Source organism: Burkholderia sp. THE68 (assembly GCF_009938265.1).
Taxonomy (GTDB): Bacteria; Pseudomonadota; Gammaproteobacteria; order Burkholderiales; family Burkholderiaceae; genus Caballeronia.
Window position 1 is genome coordinate 1,011,861 of sequence record NZ_AP022315.1, and the last position, 18,075, is coordinate 1,029,935.

The following is an 18,075-nucleotide window of genomic DNA, read 5'->3' on the forward strand; positions in this document are numbered from 1 at the left end:
TAGCGCGTCACCGCGCGGGCCTGCCGAAAGCTTTCAGAATGCGCCGATGGAATCGGCGATCGGTCGCTAAACGCTCGTTTCGCGCGACACGCGGCCTGCGGGGCGCGCGCCGAAACTCGCGATCGCGATGCCCGTGACCACGCACGCGAGCGCGACGCCGTGCGCGAGCGTCGGCCGTTCGTCGAGGAACGCGATGCCGTAGAGCGCCGCCGCAATCGGCAGGACGGCGCAGAATACGCCGGCGACACTGCCGTCGACGTGGCGAATGCCTTTCATCCACAGCCAGAACGAGAAGATGCTGGCCGAAAGGCCGTACCAGAGGACGAGCGCCCACGTGTCCCAGCCGACGCTCGTCCAGTCGAAGCGCGCGAGCGAGGCCGCGTCCGATCCCACGACGGGCAACATCAGCAGAAGCCCGATGGCGTGTGTGTACGCGCAGATGTCGATGGCGGGCAGCGTCTGCGTGAGACGGCGCGACAGGATCACGTAGAGCGATTCGCAGCACACCGCGCCGAGCACCATCAGATTGCCGCCGAACGAACTCATGCCCGTGTCGCCGGCCTGGGCGACGTTGATGACGAGCACGCCCGCGATCGCCAGCCCGATCGACGCGAACGCGCGTCCGCCCGGCTTCTCTTTCAGGAAGATCCACGCGAACAGCGCGACCACGGCCGGAATCGTGCTCGTGATGACGCCGGCCGCGACCGCGCTCGTGCGCGCGACGCCGCCGAGCATCAGCAAGGTAAAGCCGAACGTGCCGAAGAACGCCTGCAGGAAGAGATTGACCCATTCGCCGCGCGCGACGCGCTTCATCTTCGACCAGCGCAAGAGCGGCCAGAGCACCGCGAGCGCGATCACGAAGCGCAGCAGGGCGAAGAGCGGAACGGGAACGAAGGCGACGATCGACTTGCCGATGCCGACGTTGCTTCCGACGAGCAGCATCGCGCCAATGAGTAAGAGAGCGTAGCGATTCAAACTGGATACCGCGCTGTTAGTTCAGTTACGATTGTGGGGACGCATTGTAGAAGCCGCGCGGACTCCGTGTATACCCCGTGCCTGTCGGGCGGTTCACGTAAGTAGCGGGTAAGTTGGGCGGCTTATCTTGAAATGGAAGCAAGGGCTGCCGCGCTGCTCAGGCGCGCAACCTTGCATGCGACCGGCTTCCGGTCGCGACAACGGAGACAAGGTTCGGAGCGGGAACGCCACGCGTTTTCGGCTCTCGAACCTCACAACATGCGGCGCGCGCGGCCCATTCAGCGACGCGCGCGCCGCCGGATTTGGAAACACCATCAAAGGGGTTGTCGATGTCTGCGATCGAATCGGTTCTTCATGAAAAACGTGTGTTCCCGCCGTCCGCCAAGGCGACGACGGGTGCGGCAATCTCCGGAATGGACGCCTACAAGGCGCTCGTCGCCGAAGCAGAAAAGGATTACGAAGGCTTCTGGGCGCGACTTGCGCGCGAGACGCTCGCCTGGCACAAGCCGTTCACCAAGGTGCTGGACGAATCGAAGGCGCCGTTCTACACGTGGTTCGAGGACGGCGAGCTGAACGCGTCGTACAACTGTCTCGACCGTCACGTCGAAGCGGGCCGCGGCAACGATAACGCGATCATCTTCGAAGCCGACGACGGCACCGTCACCAATGTCACCTATCAGGATCTGCTCGATCGCGTCAGCCGCCTCGCCAACGCGCTCAGAAAGCGCGGCGTGAAAAAGGGCGATCGCGTCGTGATCTATCTGCCGATGTCGGTGGAAGGCGTCGTCGCGATGCAAGCCTGCGTGCGGATCGGTGCAACGCATTCGGTGGTGTTCGGCGGTTTCTCGTCGAAGTCGCTCAATGAACGTCTCGTCGATGTCGGCGCGGTCGCGCTCATCACCGCCGACGAGCAGATGCGCGGCGGCAAGGCATTGCCGCTGAAGAGCATCGCCGACGAAGCGCTCGCCGCGGGCGGCTGCGAGAAAGTGAAGGACGTCATCGTGTATCAGCGCACGGGCGGCAAGGTCGCTTGGACCGAAGGCCGCGACGTGTGGCTGCACGAGATCGTCGAGAACGAATCGACGCAATGCGAGCCGGAGTGGGTCGGCGCGGAGCATCCGCTGTTCATCCTCTACACGTCGGGCTCGACGGGCAAGCCGAAAGGCGTGCAGCACAGCACGGCGGGCGTGTTGCTGTGGGGCGCGCAGACGATGAAGTGGACCTTCGACATGAAGCCGGGCGACATCTTCTGGTGTACGGCGGATATCGGCTGGATCACGGGGCATAGCTATATCGCGTACGGACCGCTCGCGATCGGCGCGACGCAGGTGATGTTCGAAGGCGTGCCCACTTATCCGCACGCGGGCCGCTTCTGGGAAATGATCGATCGCCACAAGGTCACGATCTTCTACACCGCGCCCACGGCCATCCGCTCGCTGATCAAGGTATCGGAAGCGGACGCGAAGGTGCATCCGAAGAGCTACGACCTGTCGACGCTGCGCATTCTCGGCACGGTCGGCGAGCCGATCAATCCGGAAGCGTGGATGTGGTATCACGAGAACGTCGGACGCGGCCAGTGCCCGATCGTCGATACATGGTGGCAGACCGAAACCGGCGGCCACATGATCACGCCGCTGCCGGGCGCGACGCCGCTCGTGCCGGGTTCATGCACGCTGCCGCTGCCGGGCATCATGGCCGCGGTCGTCGATGAAACCGGTCAGGACGTGCCGAACGGGCAGGGCGGGATTCTGGTGGTGAAGCGCCCGTGGCCGTCGATGCTGCGCAACGTCTGGGGTGATCCGAAGCGTTACCAGACGAGCTACTTCCCGGAAGAGCTCGGCGGCAAGCTGTACCTCGCCGGCGACGGCGCGGTGCGCGACAAGGAGACCGGCTACTTCACGATCATGGGCCGCATCGATGACGTGCTGAACGTCTCCGGCCACCGTCTCGGCACGATGGAAATCGAATCGGCGCTGGTCGCCAATCCGATGGTCGCGGAAGCGGCGGTCGTCGGCCGTCCGGACGATACGACGGGTGAAGCCGTGGTCGCGTTCGTCGTGCTGAAGCGTTCGCGTCCGGAAGGTGACGAAGCGAAGCAGATCGCCACTGAACTGCGCAACTGGGTCGGCAAGGAGATCGGCCCGATCGCGAAGCCGAAGGACATCCGCTTCGGCGAGAACCTGCCGAAGACGCGCTCGGGCAAGATCATGCGGCGTCTCTTGCGCTCGCTTGCGAAGGGCGAGGAGATCACGCAGGACGTCTCCACGCTCGAAAATCCCGCGATTCTCGATCAGCTCGGCGAAGCGCGCTGATTGAGGTTCGGCCGCGGCCGCTTACCGGCGGCGGTCGATCCTTATTGCCGACGCCGTGCGGTTTTGGTAAATAACCGCATGGTCACGCCGCCTCCCGCCGATTCCTTCAGCTCCACGTCCGCCTCGCCGCCGCCCGTTTCGACGGCGATGGCGCGCGCGCATCAGCGCTACTGGCGCTTCAACGTCACGCTCATCGCCGTGCTGATGACGATCGGCTTCGTCGTCTCCTTTGGCTTGCCGCTGTTCGCGCCGCGCTTCGAGCACGTGCGCGTCGCGGGCTTTCCGTTGCCGTTCTACTTCGGCGCGCAAGGCGCGATTCTCGTCTATGTGGCGCTGATCCTCGTCTACATCGTGCTGATGCAGATCGCGGATGCGCGTCTGCTGCGCGCGGCCAGGACGGAACAGGGCGGCGCGGCATGAAGCTCACGAACCGGCTCATCGTCTATTACGCGCTCTACACGCTCGGCTTTCTGCTCTTCATCTTTCTGATGGAGCGTATCGAGCGCACGACGGGGCCGGGCACGTGGATCGGCTATGTGTTTCTGTTCGTGCCGATCGCGGTGTATGCGGTGATCGGCCTCTTGTCGCGCACGTCCGATCTCGTCGAATACTACGTGGCGGGGCGGCGCGTGCCCTCGGCATTCAACGGCATGGCGACCGCCGCCGACTGGCTCTCGGCCGCGTCGTTCATCGGTCTCGCCGGCTCGATCTACGCGAGCGGCTACGACGGCCTCGCCTACGTGATGGGATGGACGGGCGGCTACTGCCTCGTCGCGTTTCTGCTCGCGCCATACGTGCGCAAGCTCGCGCGCTACACGATTCCCGATTTTCTCGGCACGCGCTACTCCAGCAATCTCGTACGCGCGCTCGCGGCCATCGCGACGATTCTTTGTTCGTTCGTCTATCTCGTCGCGCAGATCCAGGGCATCGGGTTGATCGCGTCGCGCTTTATCGGTATCGAGTTTTCGATCGGCATCTTCTGCGGGCTCGCGGGCATTCTCGTGTGCTCGTTTCTCGGCGGCATGCGCGCGGTGACATGGACGCAGGTCGCGCAATACATCATCCTCATCAGCGCGATGCTGATTCCGGTGTCGATGATCGCGCATCGCGAGGGACTCGGCTGGTTCCCGCAATTCAACTACGGGCGCGTGATGGAGCGCGTCGAGTCGCTCGAGCGCGCGATCGCGGTGTCGCCCGACGAAGCGCGCGTGCGCGCCGACTATCAGCGCCAGGCCGCGCAGATTCAGCAGCGCATCGACGCGCTGCCGCAGTCGTTTCACGCCGAACATGCGCGGCTCGCCGCCGAGATCGCCGAGTTGCGGCGGCACAATGGACCGCTGCGCGAGATCAACGGGCGCGAGCGCGAACTCGCTGCTTTTCCACGCGATCCCGCCGATGCGCAAGCCAAGTGGTCGCGCGAACGCGACGCGATGATCGAGCGCGTCGCCGCGCCCGTGCCGATGACCGAGGCTTTCGCGCCCGGTTCGGCAGGCGATGAGAGCCCGCGCGTGCATCAGGTGAACTTTCTGTCGCTGCTCCTGTGTCTGTCGATCGGCACGGCGAGCCTGCCGCACATCCTCACGCGCTACAACACGACGACATCGGTGTCATCGGCGCGGCGCTCGGTGGGCTGGACGCTGTTCTTCGTCGCGCTCTTCTATCTGACGGTGCCGGTGCTGGCCGTGCTCATCAAGCACGAGATATTGACGGGGCTCGTCGGTCATCGCTTCGCCGATTTGCCGCAATGGGTGACGCAATGGCGGCGCGTGGAGCCGTATCTGATCCGTATCAGCGATGTGAACGGCGACGGCATCGTGCGCTGGGCCGGCATCCAGATGCAGCCGGACATGGTCGTGCTCGCCGCGCCCGAGATCGCGGGACTGCCGTATGTGATCTCAGGGCTGATCGCGGCGGGGGCGCTGGCGGCCGCGCTGTCGACGGCCGACGGGCTTCTGCTCACGATCGCCAACGCGCTGTCGCACGACGTCTACTACTGCATGGTCGATCGGCGCGCGACGAGTCAGCGGCGCGTGACCATCTCGAAGATTCTGCTGCTCGGCGTGGCTTTGCTTGCGTCGTACGTGGCGTCGCTCAATGCGGGCAACATCCTGTTTCTGGTCGGCGCGGCGTTCTCGCTCGCCGCGTCGAGCCTGTTTCCGGCGCTCGTGCTAGGTGTGTTCTGGAAGCGGACGACGCAGCGCGGCGTCGTCGCGGGGATGATCGCGGGGCTCGTCGTGTGCGTGTACTACATCGTGTCGACGTATCCGTTTTTCATGCAGCTGACGGGCTTCGCGGGGCCGCGCTGGTTCGGCATCGAGCCGATCAGTTCGGGCGTGTTCGGCGTGCCGGCCGGGTTCGCGGTGGCGATCGCGGTGAGTCTCTTCGATCGCAAACCGGACGCCTACACGCGCGCGCTCGTCGATTACATTCGTCATCCGTAGGGGCTGGCGCAGGCGCGGGAAGTTGGTATAATCGCGGTCTTCCGGAGAGATGGATGAGTGGTTTAAGTCGCACGCCTGGAAAGCGTGTATAGGGTAAAACCTATCGGGGGTTCGAATCCCCCTCTCTCCGCCAGAATCTCAAGCCCTTGATCTTCAAGGGCTTTTCTTTTTCCTGCTTCGGGAAATCGAGGCGGGTGTCCTGGGTGGCGCGTCGCGGAATCCCGCACAGCGCTGTCTCGACGATTCGCCAGGATCAGTTCGAACCCACGGCGATTTTCATCATTTTCCTAGCATGGTGGAGCAACCACGAGACGGCTCACATGACAGTCTGAAAGTTCGGATAACTACTGAATGGAGATCGTGACCGATGGCGACGGGCGCACACGGGAGTAGAGGAGCGATGGAAAATCAGGCGGGGGGATTGTCGTAAGAGTAGTGGGCGCCACGGTATGACTGCGCCTCTAATAATGCTCGATGAAATCTCGCACATGGCAGGGCCCAGCGGCCCATGCAACCCACCTCTTACGACATTCAAAAGGATAGTCGATACAGCCGGAAATGGAATCGGAATAGTCGCGTAGAAGGGTTCCATTCACCTTTCGACTGCGACAGCCTGAATTCAGCGACGAACTGTGTTGCCTTGCGAACGCGGCACGCGCGCGAATGCAGCGATCGGGTCGTCGTCGGTTGTCGTGGCTACCGCCGGAGTCCGCGCTTTATTTTCGTCCTTTTTGCTTTCCCGCGATGCAGCACCGCGTGACTCGGTACGCGCAAGTTCCGCACTCGACATCCAGTGTTCGGTGTATCTCGCCTTGGCGGGTACGGGGCTCGAGAGAAGCATGGCTGCGACCGACATCGATAGAACGCTCGATGTCCGCTTGGTTGGCATGGCTAAGTCTGAACGCCAGAGCGCCGAAAATGCAAAAACCCGTACAAGGCGCGGGGCGTTGCATGAATCGCGCTCGGTTCGTGACGCCGGGCGAGCGACTCGAGCGTTCACTGCGGGATCATCATGTATGCGGGCTGATTTTCGGCGTCATAGTGCAGCGCCGAGTTCGCGGCCTGCTCCTCGTGGAGCAGCACTTCGCGCGGAATGGAAATTTGCAGGTCCTTCACAGTCTTACGCCTCTCGTAAGAAGGGAAGGACCGAATTTAAGCGGCTCTGGCGGTAAAAACGCTCGGAGAAATCCTATTACCTTCGTGCGTGACGAACCTTTACACCGGCGTTCCGCCCGCCCAACGCGTCATTGCTTGATCGTCCCCGTCGATGGCGATGTCGGTGCCTGATTCGGCGACATGCCTTGTTCACGCTGCTGCATCAGCGTGCCGCTGCCAGACGTGCCGGACTGCACGCCGCCTTGCGACGAGTCACCCGCGCGCGGCGCGGGCATTGGCTCGCTCTTGCCCGGTTGCATCTGCTGCTGGCGCTGCATCAGCTGATCGCGCGACATTTCCTGCGAAAGCGCGGCAGTGCTGGCGAGCGCGAGGAGCGCGCCAGCGATTACGGTGGTGGTTCTCATGTCCGTCTCCTTGTGTCCGGCGCCATCGCGCCGCTTACAGCTTTGTTAGCATCGAACGTGCCGCGCCACATCGGCTTAGGACTGTCCTTATTTATGTCTCAAACGAGGCTAAACGGCCGATAAACGGATAGGATATTCACCAGGCGATCAAGGGTGCAGGTCTATTACAATTCGCGATCCAAACAATCTCGAACTGCCTGAATCCGGCTCAATAGGCTGTACGCCGCGGAGTCTCTCATGTCGATCACACTCAACGATTTACTGGAATGGCGCGATCGTTTGCCCGATCAGTCGGGCGAAGAAGCGCATATGGTGCGCGCATTGATTGCGCGCCGTGAAACGGAATTGCACACACGCGTCGCGGATCTGATCGCGCTCGTGAGTCAGCGCGAAAACTGGAAACTGCAACGCTGCGCGGCGGTCGCACGGCGCGCCGAGCAGATGTCTGCCGCGGACCTCGAATCGGCTTGCGAGTATTTTCGGGATCGCAGCGAAGGGCGGCAGCCTGCCGAAGCGCCCGCGCCTTTTTTGGACCTTTTTCCGGTCGAACAACTGGAAGCAGACACACCACGCGCAGCGTCTGCGCTCGCCACCATGATCGTCGATGCCGGGCCGCCTGCCCCCGTCGTCAATCTGCACGGCGTAATGGGTTCGCTGGAATCGCGCGTGGCGAGTACGCCCGGAGTTACGTGCGGCATTCAGGGCATCAGAATCATGCGGATGGTCGCGTTGATGTCGAAAGCGCGCTCGGCTCAGCTCGCGAAAATGAGAATGAGCGGCACGCAGGCGTTTTATCAACATTCGTGACATTCGATAGTTTCACGCGACGCAGATTGATTCGCGTCGCGTAATTTTTTGTATCAGATTCCCGTCAATTTGGCGTGGCGCGCGTCGTTTGAATCGTCGGACGTCTCGCCTATACTGGATTCAACAGCTTATTCGATTGAGAGCGGCGCGATGTCGTTCGTCATGCAGATTAATCGGGCTCTGCATTCAGGAAATTCGAATAGCGCGCATTGCGGTCCCGTTTTCCGCCAACATTACTGCAAGACGGCGGGTCCCGATATTGGACCGGCCAGGGAGCCGTCGTGAAAAGCCTGCTGAGCAGAAGAGGGAGCTTGCTCGACAATGCGCCATCGTTTCTCGTGCGTCAAAAGTCGAACGGTCCGGTCCGTTTTCCCGCGCCCGATATTCAAGCCGAAGACGTGCCCACGGACGAGGACATTCCCGCAGTCCCACCGCCTTCGACACGGGTAACGCCGCTGCGCCCGGCCACGGTTTCGTCACCGCAATCGTCCAGGCAGTCGTTGCAGGCCGCGCAACTCGCCGAAGTCGAATGGCTCGTTCAGCAAGGCGTGCTGTCGACATTCCGGACGTTTCAAAGTTTCGCCTACTCGGCGAGCCTGCTGTTCTATCCGCGCGAACTGGTCTACTACGCCGTGCTGTACCACGATGACGCCGTGTGGCGCGTGCTCAAAGCCGGCGATATCGATGCGGCGGAGCCGGCGTTTCGTCATTTCGTCGAGCAAGCCATGCGTCTCGCCGACGCAGAAATGCGGCGCGCACATCTCGAAGCGCAAAACGAACAATTTTCACGTCTTATTGCGGAATCCGAAGCGCAGATCGACCGCGTGCGCGTCGATTTGCAGCGCGGTGGCACGCAGGATCAGGAAGTCGCGCTGAAGCAACAGGAAGTCCGCAAGGAACTGGCGCAACTCGAAGGGCGGCGTGTCGCAGCCCAGGCGCAACTGAACAAACTTCAGCGCCAGCTTCATCAACTGAATACCACGGTCAACGAGAGCGTTCCGCATCTGCCATCCGTGCGCTGACCCGGCGCATTGATTCGTCCGAAGAAAACGTTGTGATCTCGCGTAAAATCCCGCTTCGGGCAGCTAGTCGATTTTTTCGGCATACTCCGCTCCGAACTTCGCGATATAGGTACTGAGCCCGCGTCCGGCGCGGGCAAGCTGCTTCATTTCCTCGACGCGCGTGCGACCGGGCACGCGATAGTCATACAAGTATGTCCCGCCATTGACGAAGCGCACCTTGATGCCGTCGCGCAGGATGTCGAATGCTTCGACGCCCGAATTGCCGGCGAGATTTCGATAGGGTTGCATGGGCTTTTGAACGCGAATGTGCGCAAACGATTGCGCGTCTGGAGCGGGCCTAAAGTTTCGTCGGCCGGGACCGTTAAGGGTGTCATGGATAACGATCAATTCCCGTCCCTCGACTCGGACGATCCGCACTTTCAGCACGCTCGCGCGCTGAGTCTCTCGGTCGGTGCGATTCGCCGTGCACAGGGCAAGTGCAATCCCAACGACTTCCCGGTCGGCTCGCTCGAATGGCACTTTGCCATCGAGGACTTCGCGGAGGACGTCCTGCGCGCGCTGATGGGCGAAACCGAAGGCGTCGACGTTCAGGTCGGAGAGCGTCCGCGCGACTAAGCGAGCGGACGCGTTCTGCCACCTGGTTCGTTCGTCACAGCTTCACGCCGCCTGCTTCGGGCGCATCTACGCCCTCCGGCGGAATCGCGCCGGTCCGGCCGATGTCGCTCGCGCGGTCGTTCGACCAGTATGGCTCGCGGCCGTAGTGCTGATGCACGGTGCTGGCCCATACACGATCCGCCATCGACGGCCATGCGTCCTTGTCGAATCCCGGTGAGTTGCGCACCTGTTCCCCAGTCGCGTCGAGCCGGAAGCAGCGATTGTCGGTATCGAGCGTGAGCGCGCTCCAAGGCACGGCGAGCAACTTGTCGCCGATGCCGAGAAAACCGCCGCTCGACAACACCGCATACGCAATACGCCCGCTCGACACATCGAGCATGATTTCCTTGAGCGAGCCGACGTCGTGACCGTCGCTGCTTATCACCGAATTGCCGTCGAGCGTGCTCGCGGCCATCACGTCGGGACCGGGGCCCGCCGCCGTCGCCGCGCCCTTGCCGACGATCTTCGCGCCGCCCGAAGACTGCTCCATCGATTGATTCATGATCCGCTCCTTGAAGGCGTTGCCATGTACGCTTGTTCTTCAGCAACAGGCGTACCCATGAGCCGTCATGGACGTCTGCTAAGCTCGGGCTTCGTCCAATCCGCTCGCCGTCCATGATCGCTTTCGAGGAATTGCTTGCCGTCGCGTACAGGAAGGAACGCCTGCAAAGCCGCCGGCTTGCCAGAGGCGCGGCGCTTTCCGAGCACGAGGCGCTCGTCAGGACACTCAAGAAGACGGCGGGTGAGCAAAGCTTGCGCGATCTCGTCGATGCGCGCCGCGCTGCGCAAACCCGCAACGCCGAGTCGCTGCGCTCGCGCGAGACGCGCCGCGCCGAGCGGGCGACCCAGGCGAAACAGCGCAGGACTCAGGACGAAACTGGCGGATGGCGCGGCTGGTTCGACGGCTCCGCGCTGCCGAATCCCGGACGGCTGGGCATCGGCGGCTTGCTGATCGGGCCGGCCGGCGAGACCTTCGAGATCAGCAAGGCGTCAGGCGCGGGGGACAGCAGCGCGGCGGAGTACCTCGCGCTCATCGCGGTGCTCGAGGCGGCGTTGCGCGCAGGCGCCGTGGACCTCGTGATCTACGGGGACAGCCGCGTGGTCATCGACGACGTCAATTCGCCCGATGGCGCGACCATCGCCTCGCTCGCGCATCACGCGGCGCGCGTCCATGCGCTCATCGCGCAGATCGGCGATGTGCGGCTGCAATGGATTCCGCGCGCGCGCAATCTCCGCGCGGATGCGCTTTCGCGCGATGCGCTCGGCTCGGCGCGCGCGACGGTTGCCGCCGCGTGAGAGGCGTCACGCGTGGCTTCCATGCTTACTTCAAATCGCGCACATCCACGGTTGGCATTTCGCCGAACGCATCGCTCAACAGATGTTCAATCACCTTGCGCGCCGACTCTTCCGGCGTCGAGAGTTGACCGTCACGCTTGAGCGCCTCGAAGCGTTCACGCATCGGAAAGCGTTCGGGGTCAGTGTCGCGGATTTCCGCCTGCATGTCGGTGTCGACGACGCCCGGCGCGACGCTCGCGATGCGCAGCGCGCGATGGCCGTCCAGCGCGACCGCGCGCGCGTGATGATCGAGCGCCGCCTTGGTCGCGCAGTAAACGCTCCATCCGGGATAGGCGCTGCGCGCCGCGCCGCTGGAAATATGAACGATGCGCGTGTCCGCCGCCTGCTGGCTCGCCTGGACGACGGCAGCGGCGAGCGTCATCGGCGCTGCCACGTTCAGGCTGACCGCGCGCGCGACGGTGCCCGGGTCCTGCGTTGCGAGACTGCCGACAGGCGCGAGCATGCCCGCGTTGTTGATCAGCAGCACGCGTTCAGCTCCGGCGACGAAGCGGGACAGGGCGTCGCCCGCCAGCCATTCGGTGAGCGTCGGCAGATCGGCGAGATCCAGCTCGATCTCGTGCAGTTTGCCGGGATGGCGCGCGGCGAGTTCGCCGTTGCGCTGTCGCGAGATCGCGAGCACGTCGATGCCCTGCGCGAGCAGAAGCTCGGCGAGAGCGGCGCCGAGTCCGCGCGTGTGGCCGGTGAGAATGGCGCGAGTCTGATGGGACATGGAGCGTAGTCGGGTTGGCTGAAGGCGTGTCGATTCTATCGGCAACTCCGGCGGCACGCCGGCTACGCTGAATTGCGCCGATCCTGCAAGATGAAAGCATGTGGCAAACGGTCGTTCGTTGGTTCCAGGACACAGATGCACGCGGGCGCGTTTTTTCGACTGACAAGCTCCTTCACAAAACTGACAATCCTTTTGGTCCTGAATCAACGGAGACTGCCATGCCGATTCGCCCGAAAACGCTTCGCGCTGCGTCAATGACCTCCGCGAACGGTCCTGGCGCCGCGCCCGACGCGCGCTGGCTGGCGTTTTCGATGGTTTGCGCGACGCTCGTCGGCACGCCGGCAGCGGCCTGGGCGCAGAGTTCCGTGCAGCTCTACGGCGAGCTCGACGCCGGTGTCGCGTACGTCAACAACGTGGGCGGCCATTCGCAATATCGACTGACGTCGGGCACCGTCGACGGCAGCTACTGGGGCTTGCAAGGCACCGAGGATCTGGGCGGCGGCGCGCGCGCGATCTTCCGGCTCGAGCGTGGCTTCTCCGTCGCGACGGGCGAGGGCCTCAACGATCATCCGATGTACGTCGGCATCGGCACCGAGACGCTCGGCACGATCACCTTCGGTCATCAGTACGATTCGATCCACGATTATTTCCAGGTCTTCACACTGACCGGCAACACGGGCGGCACCGCGTTCGCGCACGTCCTCGACAACGACAACGCCAACAATTCGTTCCTGGCCGCGAACTCCATCAAGTACACGAGCGCGACCTATGGCGGCTTCAGCTTCGGCGGCCTCTACGCGTTTTCCAATCAGGCGGGCGCGTTCTCGAACAACCGCGCATACAGCGTCGGGGCGAATTATTCGGCGGGCTCGTTCAATGCGGGTGCGGCCTACCTGCACAACAACGGGCGCGGCAACACGACGAGCGGCGCATACGACTCGCTCGCGCTGCCCGGCTCGTCGAACACCATCTTCAATGCGAACGTGCAGCAGCAGAACACGTTCGGCGTCGGCATGAGCTACGAGCTCGGCGAGTTCACCCTGAGCGGCGCGTTCTCCCGCGCGATCAACTCCGGTGTCACCGATGCCGACACCGGCGACCTGATGCCATCGCTCGCGCTCAACAACTACGAGATCAACGGCATCTACAAGCTGACGCCGGCCATCCAGCTGGCGGGCATGTACGTGTACACCAACGGCGGTGGCGCGCACTGGCATGAAGGCGCGTTGCAAGTGGACTATCTGCTGTCCAAGCGCACCGATGTCTATCTCGAGTCGATCTATCAGCGCGCTTCGTCGGGCGCGCCTGCGGTGATCAACACCAACGATCCGTCGAGCGGCCGCAATCAGCTGATGCTGAGCACGGGCATCCGTCACCGCTTCTGACGCTTTTGAGGACGCGGCGCGCGTGCTAACTTAGCGGCTTCGCTTCCGCTGGTTCGCAGGTGTGCCATGTCGCTTCAGACCTTCGCGATTTTTCTGCCCGCGTGTTTCGCCATCAACATGGCCTTCGGGCCGAATAACGTGCTGTCGCTGTCGAACGGCGCGCGCGAGGGCGTGCGCGCATCGGTGCTGGCGTCGTCCGGGCGCATCGTCGCGTTCGCGATCATGATCGCCATTGCGGGCCTCGGGCTCGGCGCATTGCTGCTTGCGTCGCAGACGCTTTTCACGGCGATCAAGCTGGCAGGCGCCGCCTATCTCGTCTGGATCGGCGTGAAGCTGATCCGCTCGGGGCCATCGCTCGTCGAAAGGGAGGAGGGCGTGGCGCGCGGCCCGGTGAGTCTCGCGCGGCTCACGAAGCAGGAATTCTGGGTCGCCGCGGGCAATCCGAAAGCGATACTCGTCTTCACGGCATTTTTCCCGCAATTCGTCGATCGCAGCGCGTATGCGGCGAGCTTCGCGATTCTCGGCGCGACGTTCCTGCTGCTCGAACTCGTGGCGATCGTCATCTATGCCGCACTGGGCGCGCGTCTGGGCACGCTTTCGCGCGGTGCGCGCGGCTTCACCTGGTTCAATCGCGTGAGCGGTGCGCTCATGATCGGCTTCGGCGTCATGCTCGCGTTCGTGCGCAGGCCGGCGACCTAGAACAGCTACATGTTGGTAGCATCTGCAGCCGTAAAACAGACGACTGGCAGTAATTTGCGATAATCCGGCCGGTTTTATCGCATGTGATCGGCGCCTCGATGGCGCCGGTCTGCTTATCGCTGTTTGAAGGATCTTCTCCGATGCTTACTCACTCGTCCGGCGCCTCGCAGACGCGCTCGTTCACGACCGTCTTTCTGATCGAAATGTGGGAGCGTTTCGGCTATTACGGCATGGCCGCGCTGCTCGTGCTGTTCATGGTCGACCAGATCGGCTTCACCGACGAGCACGCCAATCTGACCTGGGGCGCCTTCACCGCGCTGGTATTTTCCGCGCCGTCGATAGGCGGCTGGATCGGCGACAAGGTGCTCGGCGCGCGCCGCACCATGACCGCGGGCGCGATCGTGCTCGCGCTGGGCTACCTGATGCTCGCGCTGCCGATCGACACGCTCGGGTTCATGTACGCGTCGCTGGGCGTGATCGTCGTCGGCAACGGGCTTTTCAAGTCGAACGCGGCGAATCTCGTGCGCCGCATCTACGAAGGCGACGACGCGCGCATCGACAGCGCGTTCACGATCTACTACATGGCGGTGAATATCGGCTCGACCTTCTCGATGCTTGCGATGCCGTGGATCAAGGACCATTGGGGCTGGCATGCCGCGTTCGCCGTGTGCTGCGGCGGCATGGTGCTCGGCCTGCTCAATTTCGCGATTATGCGCGAGACGCTCGCGCGTGTCGGCTCCGCGCCGGACGACGCCCCGATCCGCTGGAAGCACGTGTTCGTGGTCGGGGCGGGCGGCGTGGCGCTGGCGGCATCGACGGTGTTCATCCTGCAGCACAAGGCGGTGGCCGTGGCGTGTGTCTATACGGCGGGCGTCGCGATCCTTGCGATCTTCGGCTACATGCTCACGAAGTGCGATCGCAGTGAGCGCGCGGGTCTCGTCGCCGCGCTGATCCTTACTCTTCAGGTCATTCTGTTCTTCGTGTTCTATCAGCAGATGTCGACGTCGCTGACGCTGTTCGCGCTGCGCAATGTCGATCCGATGTTCTCGGTCGGTGGTGTCGGGCTGTTCACGTGGAGCGCGGCGCAGTTTCAGGCGCTCAATCCGATCTGGATCATGCTGCTGAGCCCGCTCCTCGCGTTCGTCTATACGCGGCAGGCGCGGCGCGGACGCGATATTCCAGTGGCGATGAAATACGCGTTCGGCTTCGTGGTGGTGGCGGTCGGGTTCTTCGTGTTCGGTCTGAGCGGACGTTACGCGGTGGACGGACGCGTGTCGTCGTGGTTCATGGTGGCGGGCTACGGGCTCTATTCGCTCGGCGAGCTGCTGGTATCGGGCCTCGGCCTCGCGATGATCGCGCGTTACGTTCCCGCACGCATGAGCGGCTTCATGATGGGCGCGTATTTCGTCGCGACGGGTGTGTCGCAGTATCTCGGGAGCGTCGTTGCCAATTTCGCGCGCATGCCGTCCGGCAACCTCGAACCGATTCAATCGCTGCCGCTATACACCAAACTGTTCTTCGGACTCGGCTGGCTCGCGACGGGCGGGGCGGTCGTCGCCATCGTGCTGTTGCCGCTGCTGGGCAGGCTGTCGCGGGCGCATCAGCTCGCGGTGGAGGCGGCGGTCAATGCCGATGCCGCCGCGAAGGCGCGCGCGCAGCCGGCGGCGAACCCGTTGGGCGCAAAGAACGTTTGACTTCGTAGAACGATCTCGTCTATAATTTAATTCTTCAGACGCGGGGTGGAGCAGTCTGGCAGCTCGTCGGGCTCATAACCCGAAGGTCGTAGGTTCAAATCCTACCCCCGCAACCAAATCATCAAGCAAAGAGCCCGGTTCTACCGGGCTCTTTGCTTTTGTCCGCGCGTTTCCAACTAAACCGATTCCAGATCGGTTGCCCGACTGATGCTCCCCATAAGCACGAAAAGCCTGCATGAGCATTCACTCATGCAGGCTTCTGTGCGATCTTGCCAACCTTATCGAAACGGGCGCAACCAAAAGTGCGCTACTCCGCGAGCTTTCACGCGACCTGCGCGCGAATCCGCGACCCGATCGATCTCAGGTTGCAGTGCCGATCCTGTCCAGACAGACGAGGGCAGGGCGCCCCGCGTCGATCAATAGAACTTCTTCGGCAGTTGCGCGCGACGGATCTGCTTGCGCAGACGAGCAACAGCAGCAGCTTTCTTGCGCTTGCGCTCGGTGGTCGGCTTTTCATAGGCCATGCGCGACTTGAGCTCTTGAATCAGGCCCGTGCGTTCGACGGTACGGCGAAAACGACGCATGGCGACGTCGAAAGGCTCGTTCTCTTTCAACAGTACTTTAGTCATTGAAATCTCGGTTGATCTGGCCCTGCCAGAATTTAGGGCAAAACGCAATTGTACACTTTTTGAGCTATACCCTGCACGCACTTTGTACGAAACGCGCACATGCGGACTCGGGAATCAAATCGTAGGTCGTTGAATCGAGACGACAATCCCGAAAAACCCGCGCTCAGAAGCCGCGCGAGCGGACTGGCCGGGGATCGGGCGCGGCCTCGCGCGCGTCGGGTTGATCGATCGTCACGTCGGTTCGCGCCAGCGCGACGCACGGCAAAATCCAGCCCTCGGCTTTTTCCTCGGCGGTCAGTCCCGGCCACTCGACGCGATACGCGATCTCGCCGCCGACGATCCGGCACAGGCACGCGCGGCAGGTTCCGTTGCGACACGATCGCGGCAGCGACAGCCCCGCCCGCAGCGCCGCTTCGAGCAGCGTCTCGCCGTCTCGCACCGCGACGAAGTGCCCAGCCGGCTCGATGATCAACGCGAAGGCGCGCGCTTCGTCCGTCACGCTTCTACCTCGACAACCGCGCGGCCATTGGTGAGGTCGCGCAATTCGGCTGCGGCCGGCTCGCGCGCGACGGCGGCCATCCGCACGACGAGACGCACGGTCATCCCGTATTCGCTTTGCACGAGTTCGGCATCGTTCTGCTCGATCCAGCGGCGCACGCGCGCTTCGTCGGCATAGTCGACTTCGATGGCCATCGAGCCGCGCTCGATCCGCTCCACGCGTTCGGCCAGTTGCATCGCGCTCGCGATCGCATCGGTGTAGGCGCGCACGAGGCCGCCCGCGCCCAGCTTGATGCCGCCGTAGTAACGCACGACCGCGGCCAGAACGCCGTCGACTTCGTGATGCCGCAGCACTTCGAGAATCGGCCGGCCGGCGGTGCCGGACGGCTCGCCGTCATCGGACATGCCCGACTGGCCGCCCGCGAGCAGCGCCCAGCAGACGTGCGTCGCAGTGGGATGCGCCGCGCGCAGGCGTTCGAGTTCGCGCATCGCTTCGTTGCGATCCGCGACGGGAATCGCGAGCGCGATGAAACGGCTCTTGCGGATGTCGATTTCGGCGCTGACGGGCGCGGCGAGGGTGTAGGTCGGCAAGGCAAAAAACGCGCGGAAGCAAATGCCGAATCATAGCCGCTCGGCGCGACCGGTCATGCCGTGACGTCCTGAGCAGTATTCAGCGCGCGCTGCATCAGCACGGTATCGACCCATCGTCCATGCTTGAAGCCCACATCGCGCAGCACGCCGACATGCTCGAAGCCGAGCCGCGCATGCAGCGCGATTGATCCCGCGTTGCCGCTGTTGCCGATCACCGCGATCATCTGCCGCCACGGTCCGCGTTCGCATCGCTCGATGAGCGCGGTGAGCAGCGCGAGGCCGATGCCGCGGCCGCTGTTGCCATCGGCGACATAGACCGAATCCTCGATCGTATGGCGGTAAGCCGAACGCGGCCGGTACGTCGACGCATATGCGTAGCCGGCGAGTTGGCCATCGAGTTCGGCGACGAGATAGGGCAGCCCCGCCGACGTGATCGCCGCATGGCGCGCGCGTATTTCGTCGACGGAAGGCGGGATCTCCTCGAACGTCGCGAGCGCGTGCTCCACGTAGTGCGAGTAGATGCGCGCGATGGCGTCGAAGTCGGCGGGCGCGGCGGCGCGCACGAGCGGACGAGCGATGTCGTGTGAAGCCATGGCTGTCATTTCACGCAAGGAAAGCGCTGTTTCTGGTCTGGCCATTTTCGCACGGCGCGCGGTCGGCAAAAAAAGCATCCACAGGCCGTGCGGAAGCCCACCTAAAAGCGAAGGTTTGGGCAAAGAAAACGTTGAACCGCGCGATGCGCGGCCCCTAAACTAAGTCGTTTGTCCGAGACTCTCGCAAGAG

General features: G+C 63.3%; 19 protein-coding genes and 2 tRNA genes. 12 read left to right on the forward strand and 9 right to left on the reverse strand.

What is annotated here, in order from left to right:
• Positions 1-66: 66 nt before the first annotated feature.
• Positions 67-975, reverse strand: a complete 909-nt coding sequence (locus BTHE68_RS04760) for a DMT family transporter (protein WP_162065357.1) — start codon at positions 973-975, stop codon at positions 67-69.
• Between the two features lie 329 nt (positions 976-1,304).
• Here BTHE68_RS04760 and acs point away from each other — a divergent pair, with 329 nt between their 5' ends.
• The 4 genes from acs to BTHE68_RS04780 all read left to right on the forward strand — a co-directional run bounded on the left by acs (position 1,305) and on the right by BTHE68_RS04780 (position 5,861).
• Positions 1,305-3,287 (forward strand): acetate--CoA ligase, encoded by a 1,983-nt coding sequence (acs, locus tag BTHE68_RS04765; protein WP_162065358.1) that lies wholly within the window; start codon positions 1,305-1,307, stop codon positions 3,285-3,287.
• A gap of 78 nt (positions 3,288-3,365) precedes the next feature.
• Positions 3,366-3,707: a DUF4212 domain-containing protein gene (locus tag BTHE68_RS04770; RefSeq protein ID WP_162065359.1), complete on the forward strand. Its 342-nt coding sequence runs from the start codon at positions 3,366-3,368 to the stop codon at positions 3,705-3,707.
• Positions 3,704-5,728: a sodium:solute symporter family protein gene (locus BTHE68_RS04775; RefSeq protein ID WP_162065360.1), complete on the forward strand. Its 2,025-nt coding sequence runs from the start codon at positions 3,704-3,706 to the stop codon at positions 5,726-5,728. Before BTHE68_RS04770 ends, BTHE68_RS04775 begins: the two co-directional genes overlap by 4 nt.
• Positions 5,729-5,771: 43 nt before the next feature.
• Positions 5,772-5,861, forward strand: a tRNA-Ser gene (locus BTHE68_RS04780).
• 1,111 nt (positions 5,862-6,972) lie between these two features.
• Here the strand turns inward: BTHE68_RS04780 and BTHE68_RS04785 are convergent.
• A complete protein-coding gene (locus tag BTHE68_RS04785) occupies positions 6,973-7,248 on the reverse strand; it encodes a hypothetical protein (protein ID WP_162065361.1) in 276 nt (91 codons plus the stop codon).
• Positions 7,249-7,485: 237 nt separating this feature from the next.
• On the opposite strand from BTHE68_RS04785, the gene BTHE68_RS04790 reads away from it, so the two are divergent.
• Both BTHE68_RS04790 and BTHE68_RS04795 read left to right on the forward strand, forming a co-directional pair.
• Positions 7,486-8,055, forward strand: coding sequence for a hypothetical protein (locus BTHE68_RS04790; RefSeq protein ID WP_162065362.1), 570 nt, complete (start codon positions 7,486-7,488; stop codon positions 8,053-8,055).
• Between the two features lie 311 nt (positions 8,056-8,366).
• On the forward strand, positions 8,367-9,077 hold the full coding sequence (locus tag BTHE68_RS04795) for a DUF2968 domain-containing protein (RefSeq protein WP_162065363.1): 711 nt from the start codon (positions 8,367-8,369) through the stop codon (positions 9,075-9,077).
• Between the two features lie 63 nt (positions 9,078-9,140).
• On the opposite strand, the gene BTHE68_RS04800 is transcribed toward BTHE68_RS04795, so the two are convergent.
• Positions 9,141-9,365: a response regulator gene (locus BTHE68_RS04800; RefSeq protein ID WP_061175760.1), complete on the reverse strand. Its 225-nt coding sequence runs from the start codon at positions 9,363-9,365 to the stop codon at positions 9,141-9,143.
• A gap of 84 nt (positions 9,366-9,449) precedes the next feature.
• Between BTHE68_RS04800 and BTHE68_RS04805 the strand changes: the two genes are divergently transcribed.
• Positions 9,450-9,692: a hypothetical protein gene (locus BTHE68_RS04805; RefSeq protein WP_162065364.1), complete on the forward strand. Its 243-nt coding sequence runs from the start codon at positions 9,450-9,452 to the stop codon at positions 9,690-9,692.
• Between the two features lie 34 nt (positions 9,693-9,726).
• Here BTHE68_RS04805 and BTHE68_RS04810 read toward each other — a convergent pair whose 3' ends face one another.
• Positions 9,727-10,233, reverse strand: a complete 507-nt coding sequence (locus BTHE68_RS04810) for a PRC-barrel domain-containing protein (RefSeq protein WP_162065365.1) — start codon at positions 10,231-10,233, stop codon at positions 9,727-9,729.
• A 113-nt stretch (positions 10,234-10,346) separates the two neighbouring features.
• On the opposite strand from BTHE68_RS04810, the gene BTHE68_RS04815 reads away from it, so the two are divergent.
• A complete protein-coding gene (locus BTHE68_RS04815; protein WP_162065366.1) occupies positions 10,347-11,027 on the forward strand; it encodes a ribonuclease HI family protein in 681 nt (226 codons plus the stop codon).
• A 25-nt stretch (positions 11,028-11,052) separates the two neighbouring features.
• Here BTHE68_RS04815 and BTHE68_RS04820 read toward each other — a convergent pair whose 3' ends face one another.
• On the reverse strand, positions 11,053-11,796 hold the full coding sequence (locus BTHE68_RS04820; protein ID WP_162065367.1) for an SDR family oxidoreductase: 744 nt from the start codon (positions 11,794-11,796) through the stop codon (positions 11,053-11,055).
• 254 nt (positions 11,797-12,050) lie between these two features.
• Here BTHE68_RS04820 and BTHE68_RS04825 point away from each other — a divergent pair, with 254 nt between their 5' ends.
• The 4 genes from BTHE68_RS04825 to BTHE68_RS04840 all read left to right on the forward strand — a co-directional run bounded on the left by BTHE68_RS04825 (position 12,051) and on the right by BTHE68_RS04840 (position 15,690).
• Complete coding sequence (locus tag BTHE68_RS04825; protein WP_502710570.1) at positions 12,051-13,181, forward strand: porin; 1,131 nt, start codon at positions 12,051-12,053, stop codon at positions 13,179-13,181.
• A gap of 66 nt (positions 13,182-13,247) precedes the next feature.
• Positions 13,248-13,880: a LysE family translocator gene (locus tag BTHE68_RS04830; RefSeq protein WP_162065368.1), complete on the forward strand. Its 633-nt coding sequence runs from the start codon at positions 13,248-13,250 to the stop codon at positions 13,878-13,880.
• A 140-nt stretch (positions 13,881-14,020) separates the two neighbouring features.
• A complete protein-coding gene (locus BTHE68_RS04835; RefSeq protein ID WP_162065369.1) occupies positions 14,021-15,574 on the forward strand; it encodes a peptide MFS transporter in 1,554 nt (517 codons plus the stop codon).
• Positions 15,575-15,613: 39 nt separating this feature from the next.
• A tRNA-Met gene (locus tag BTHE68_RS04840) sits at positions 15,614-15,690 on the forward strand.
• A gap of 300 nt (positions 15,691-15,990) precedes the next feature.
• Here the strand turns inward: BTHE68_RS04840 and rpsU are convergent.
• The 4 genes from rpsU to BTHE68_RS04860 all read right to left on the reverse strand — a co-directional run bounded on the left by rpsU (position 15,991) and on the right by BTHE68_RS04860 (position 17,885).
• Positions 15,991-16,203, reverse strand: a complete 213-nt coding sequence (gene rpsU, locus BTHE68_RS04845) for a 30S ribosomal protein S21 (protein ID WP_006999077.1) — start codon at positions 16,201-16,203, stop codon at positions 15,991-15,993.
• 163 nt (positions 16,204-16,366) lie between these two features.
• Positions 16,367-16,669: a 2Fe-2S iron-sulfur cluster-binding protein gene (locus BTHE68_RS04850; RefSeq protein ID WP_502710580.1), complete on the reverse strand. Its 303-nt coding sequence runs from the start codon at positions 16,667-16,669 to the stop codon at positions 16,367-16,369.
• 29 nt (positions 16,670-16,698) lie between these two features.
• The gene (locus tag BTHE68_RS04855) at positions 16,699-17,292 is read right to left on the reverse strand and encodes an IMPACT family protein (RefSeq protein WP_162065371.1); all 594 of its coding nucleotides are present in this window, start codon (positions 17,290-17,292) and stop codon (positions 16,699-16,701) included.
• 53 nt (positions 17,293-17,345) lie between these two features.
• Entirely contained in the window at positions 17,346-17,885 is a 540-nt protein-coding gene (locus BTHE68_RS04860) for a GNAT family N-acetyltransferase (protein ID WP_162065372.1), read from the reverse strand.
• Positions 17,886-18,075: the final 190 nt, after the last annotated feature.

What these genes read in the sequence shown, in the direction of transcription:
- BTHE68_RS04785 (WP_162065361.1), bottom strand. Translation starts at nt 7,248, where the DNA reads ATGAGAACCACCACCGTAATCGCTGGCGCGCTCCTCGCGCTCGCCAGC.
- acs (WP_162065358.1), top strand. Translation starts at nt 1,305, where the DNA reads ATGTCTGCGATCGAATCGGTTCTTCATGAAAAACGTGTGTTCCCGCCG.
- BTHE68_RS04775 (WP_162065360.1), top strand. Translation starts at nt 3,704, where the DNA reads ATGAAGCTCACGAACCGGCTCATCGTCTATTACGCGCTCTACACGCTC.
- BTHE68_RS04835 (WP_162065369.1), top strand. Translation starts at nt 14,021, where the DNA reads ATGCTTACTCACTCGTCCGGCGCCTCGCAGACGCGCTCGTTCACGACC.
- BTHE68_RS04830 (WP_162065368.1), top strand. Translation starts at nt 13,248, where the DNA reads ATGTCGCTTCAGACCTTCGCGATTTTTCTGCCCGCGTGTTTCGCCATC.
- BTHE68_RS04810 (WP_162065365.1), bottom strand. Translation starts at nt 10,233, where the DNA reads ATGAATCAATCGATGGAGCAGTCTTCGGGCGGCGCGAAGATCGTCGGC.
- BTHE68_RS04815 (WP_162065366.1), top strand. Translation starts at nt 10,347, where the DNA reads ATGATCGCTTTCGAGGAATTGCTTGCCGTCGCGTACAGGAAGGAACGC.
- BTHE68_RS04820 (WP_162065367.1), bottom strand. Translation starts at nt 11,796, where the DNA reads ATGTCCCATCAGACTCGCGCCATTCTCACCGGCCACACGCGCGGACTC.
- BTHE68_RS04805 (WP_162065364.1), top strand. Translation starts at nt 9,450, where the DNA reads ATGGATAACGATCAATTCCCGTCCCTCGACTCGGACGATCCGCACTTT.
- BTHE68_RS04825 (WP_502710570.1), top strand. Translation starts at nt 12,051, where the DNA reads ATGACCTCCGCGAACGGTCCTGGCGCCGCGCCCGACGCGCGCTGGCTG.
- BTHE68_RS04800 (WP_061175760.1), bottom strand. Translation starts at nt 9,365, where the DNA reads ATGCAACCCTATCGAAATCTCGCCGGCAATTCGGGCGTCGAAGCATTC.
- BTHE68_RS04770 (WP_162065359.1), top strand. Translation starts at nt 3,366, where the DNA reads ATGGTCACGCCGCCTCCCGCCGATTCCTTCAGCTCCACGTCCGCCTCG.
- BTHE68_RS04790 (WP_162065362.1), top strand. Translation starts at nt 7,486, where the DNA reads ATGTCGATCACACTCAACGATTTACTGGAATGGCGCGATCGTTTGCCC.
- rpsU (WP_006999077.1), bottom strand. Translation starts at nt 16,203, where the DNA reads ATGACTAAAGTACTGTTGAAAGAGAACGAGCCTTTCGACGTCGCCATG.
- BTHE68_RS04860 (WP_162065372.1), bottom strand. Translation starts at nt 17,885, where the DNA reads ATGGCTTCACACGACATCGCTCGTCCGCTCGTGCGCGCCGCCGCGCCC.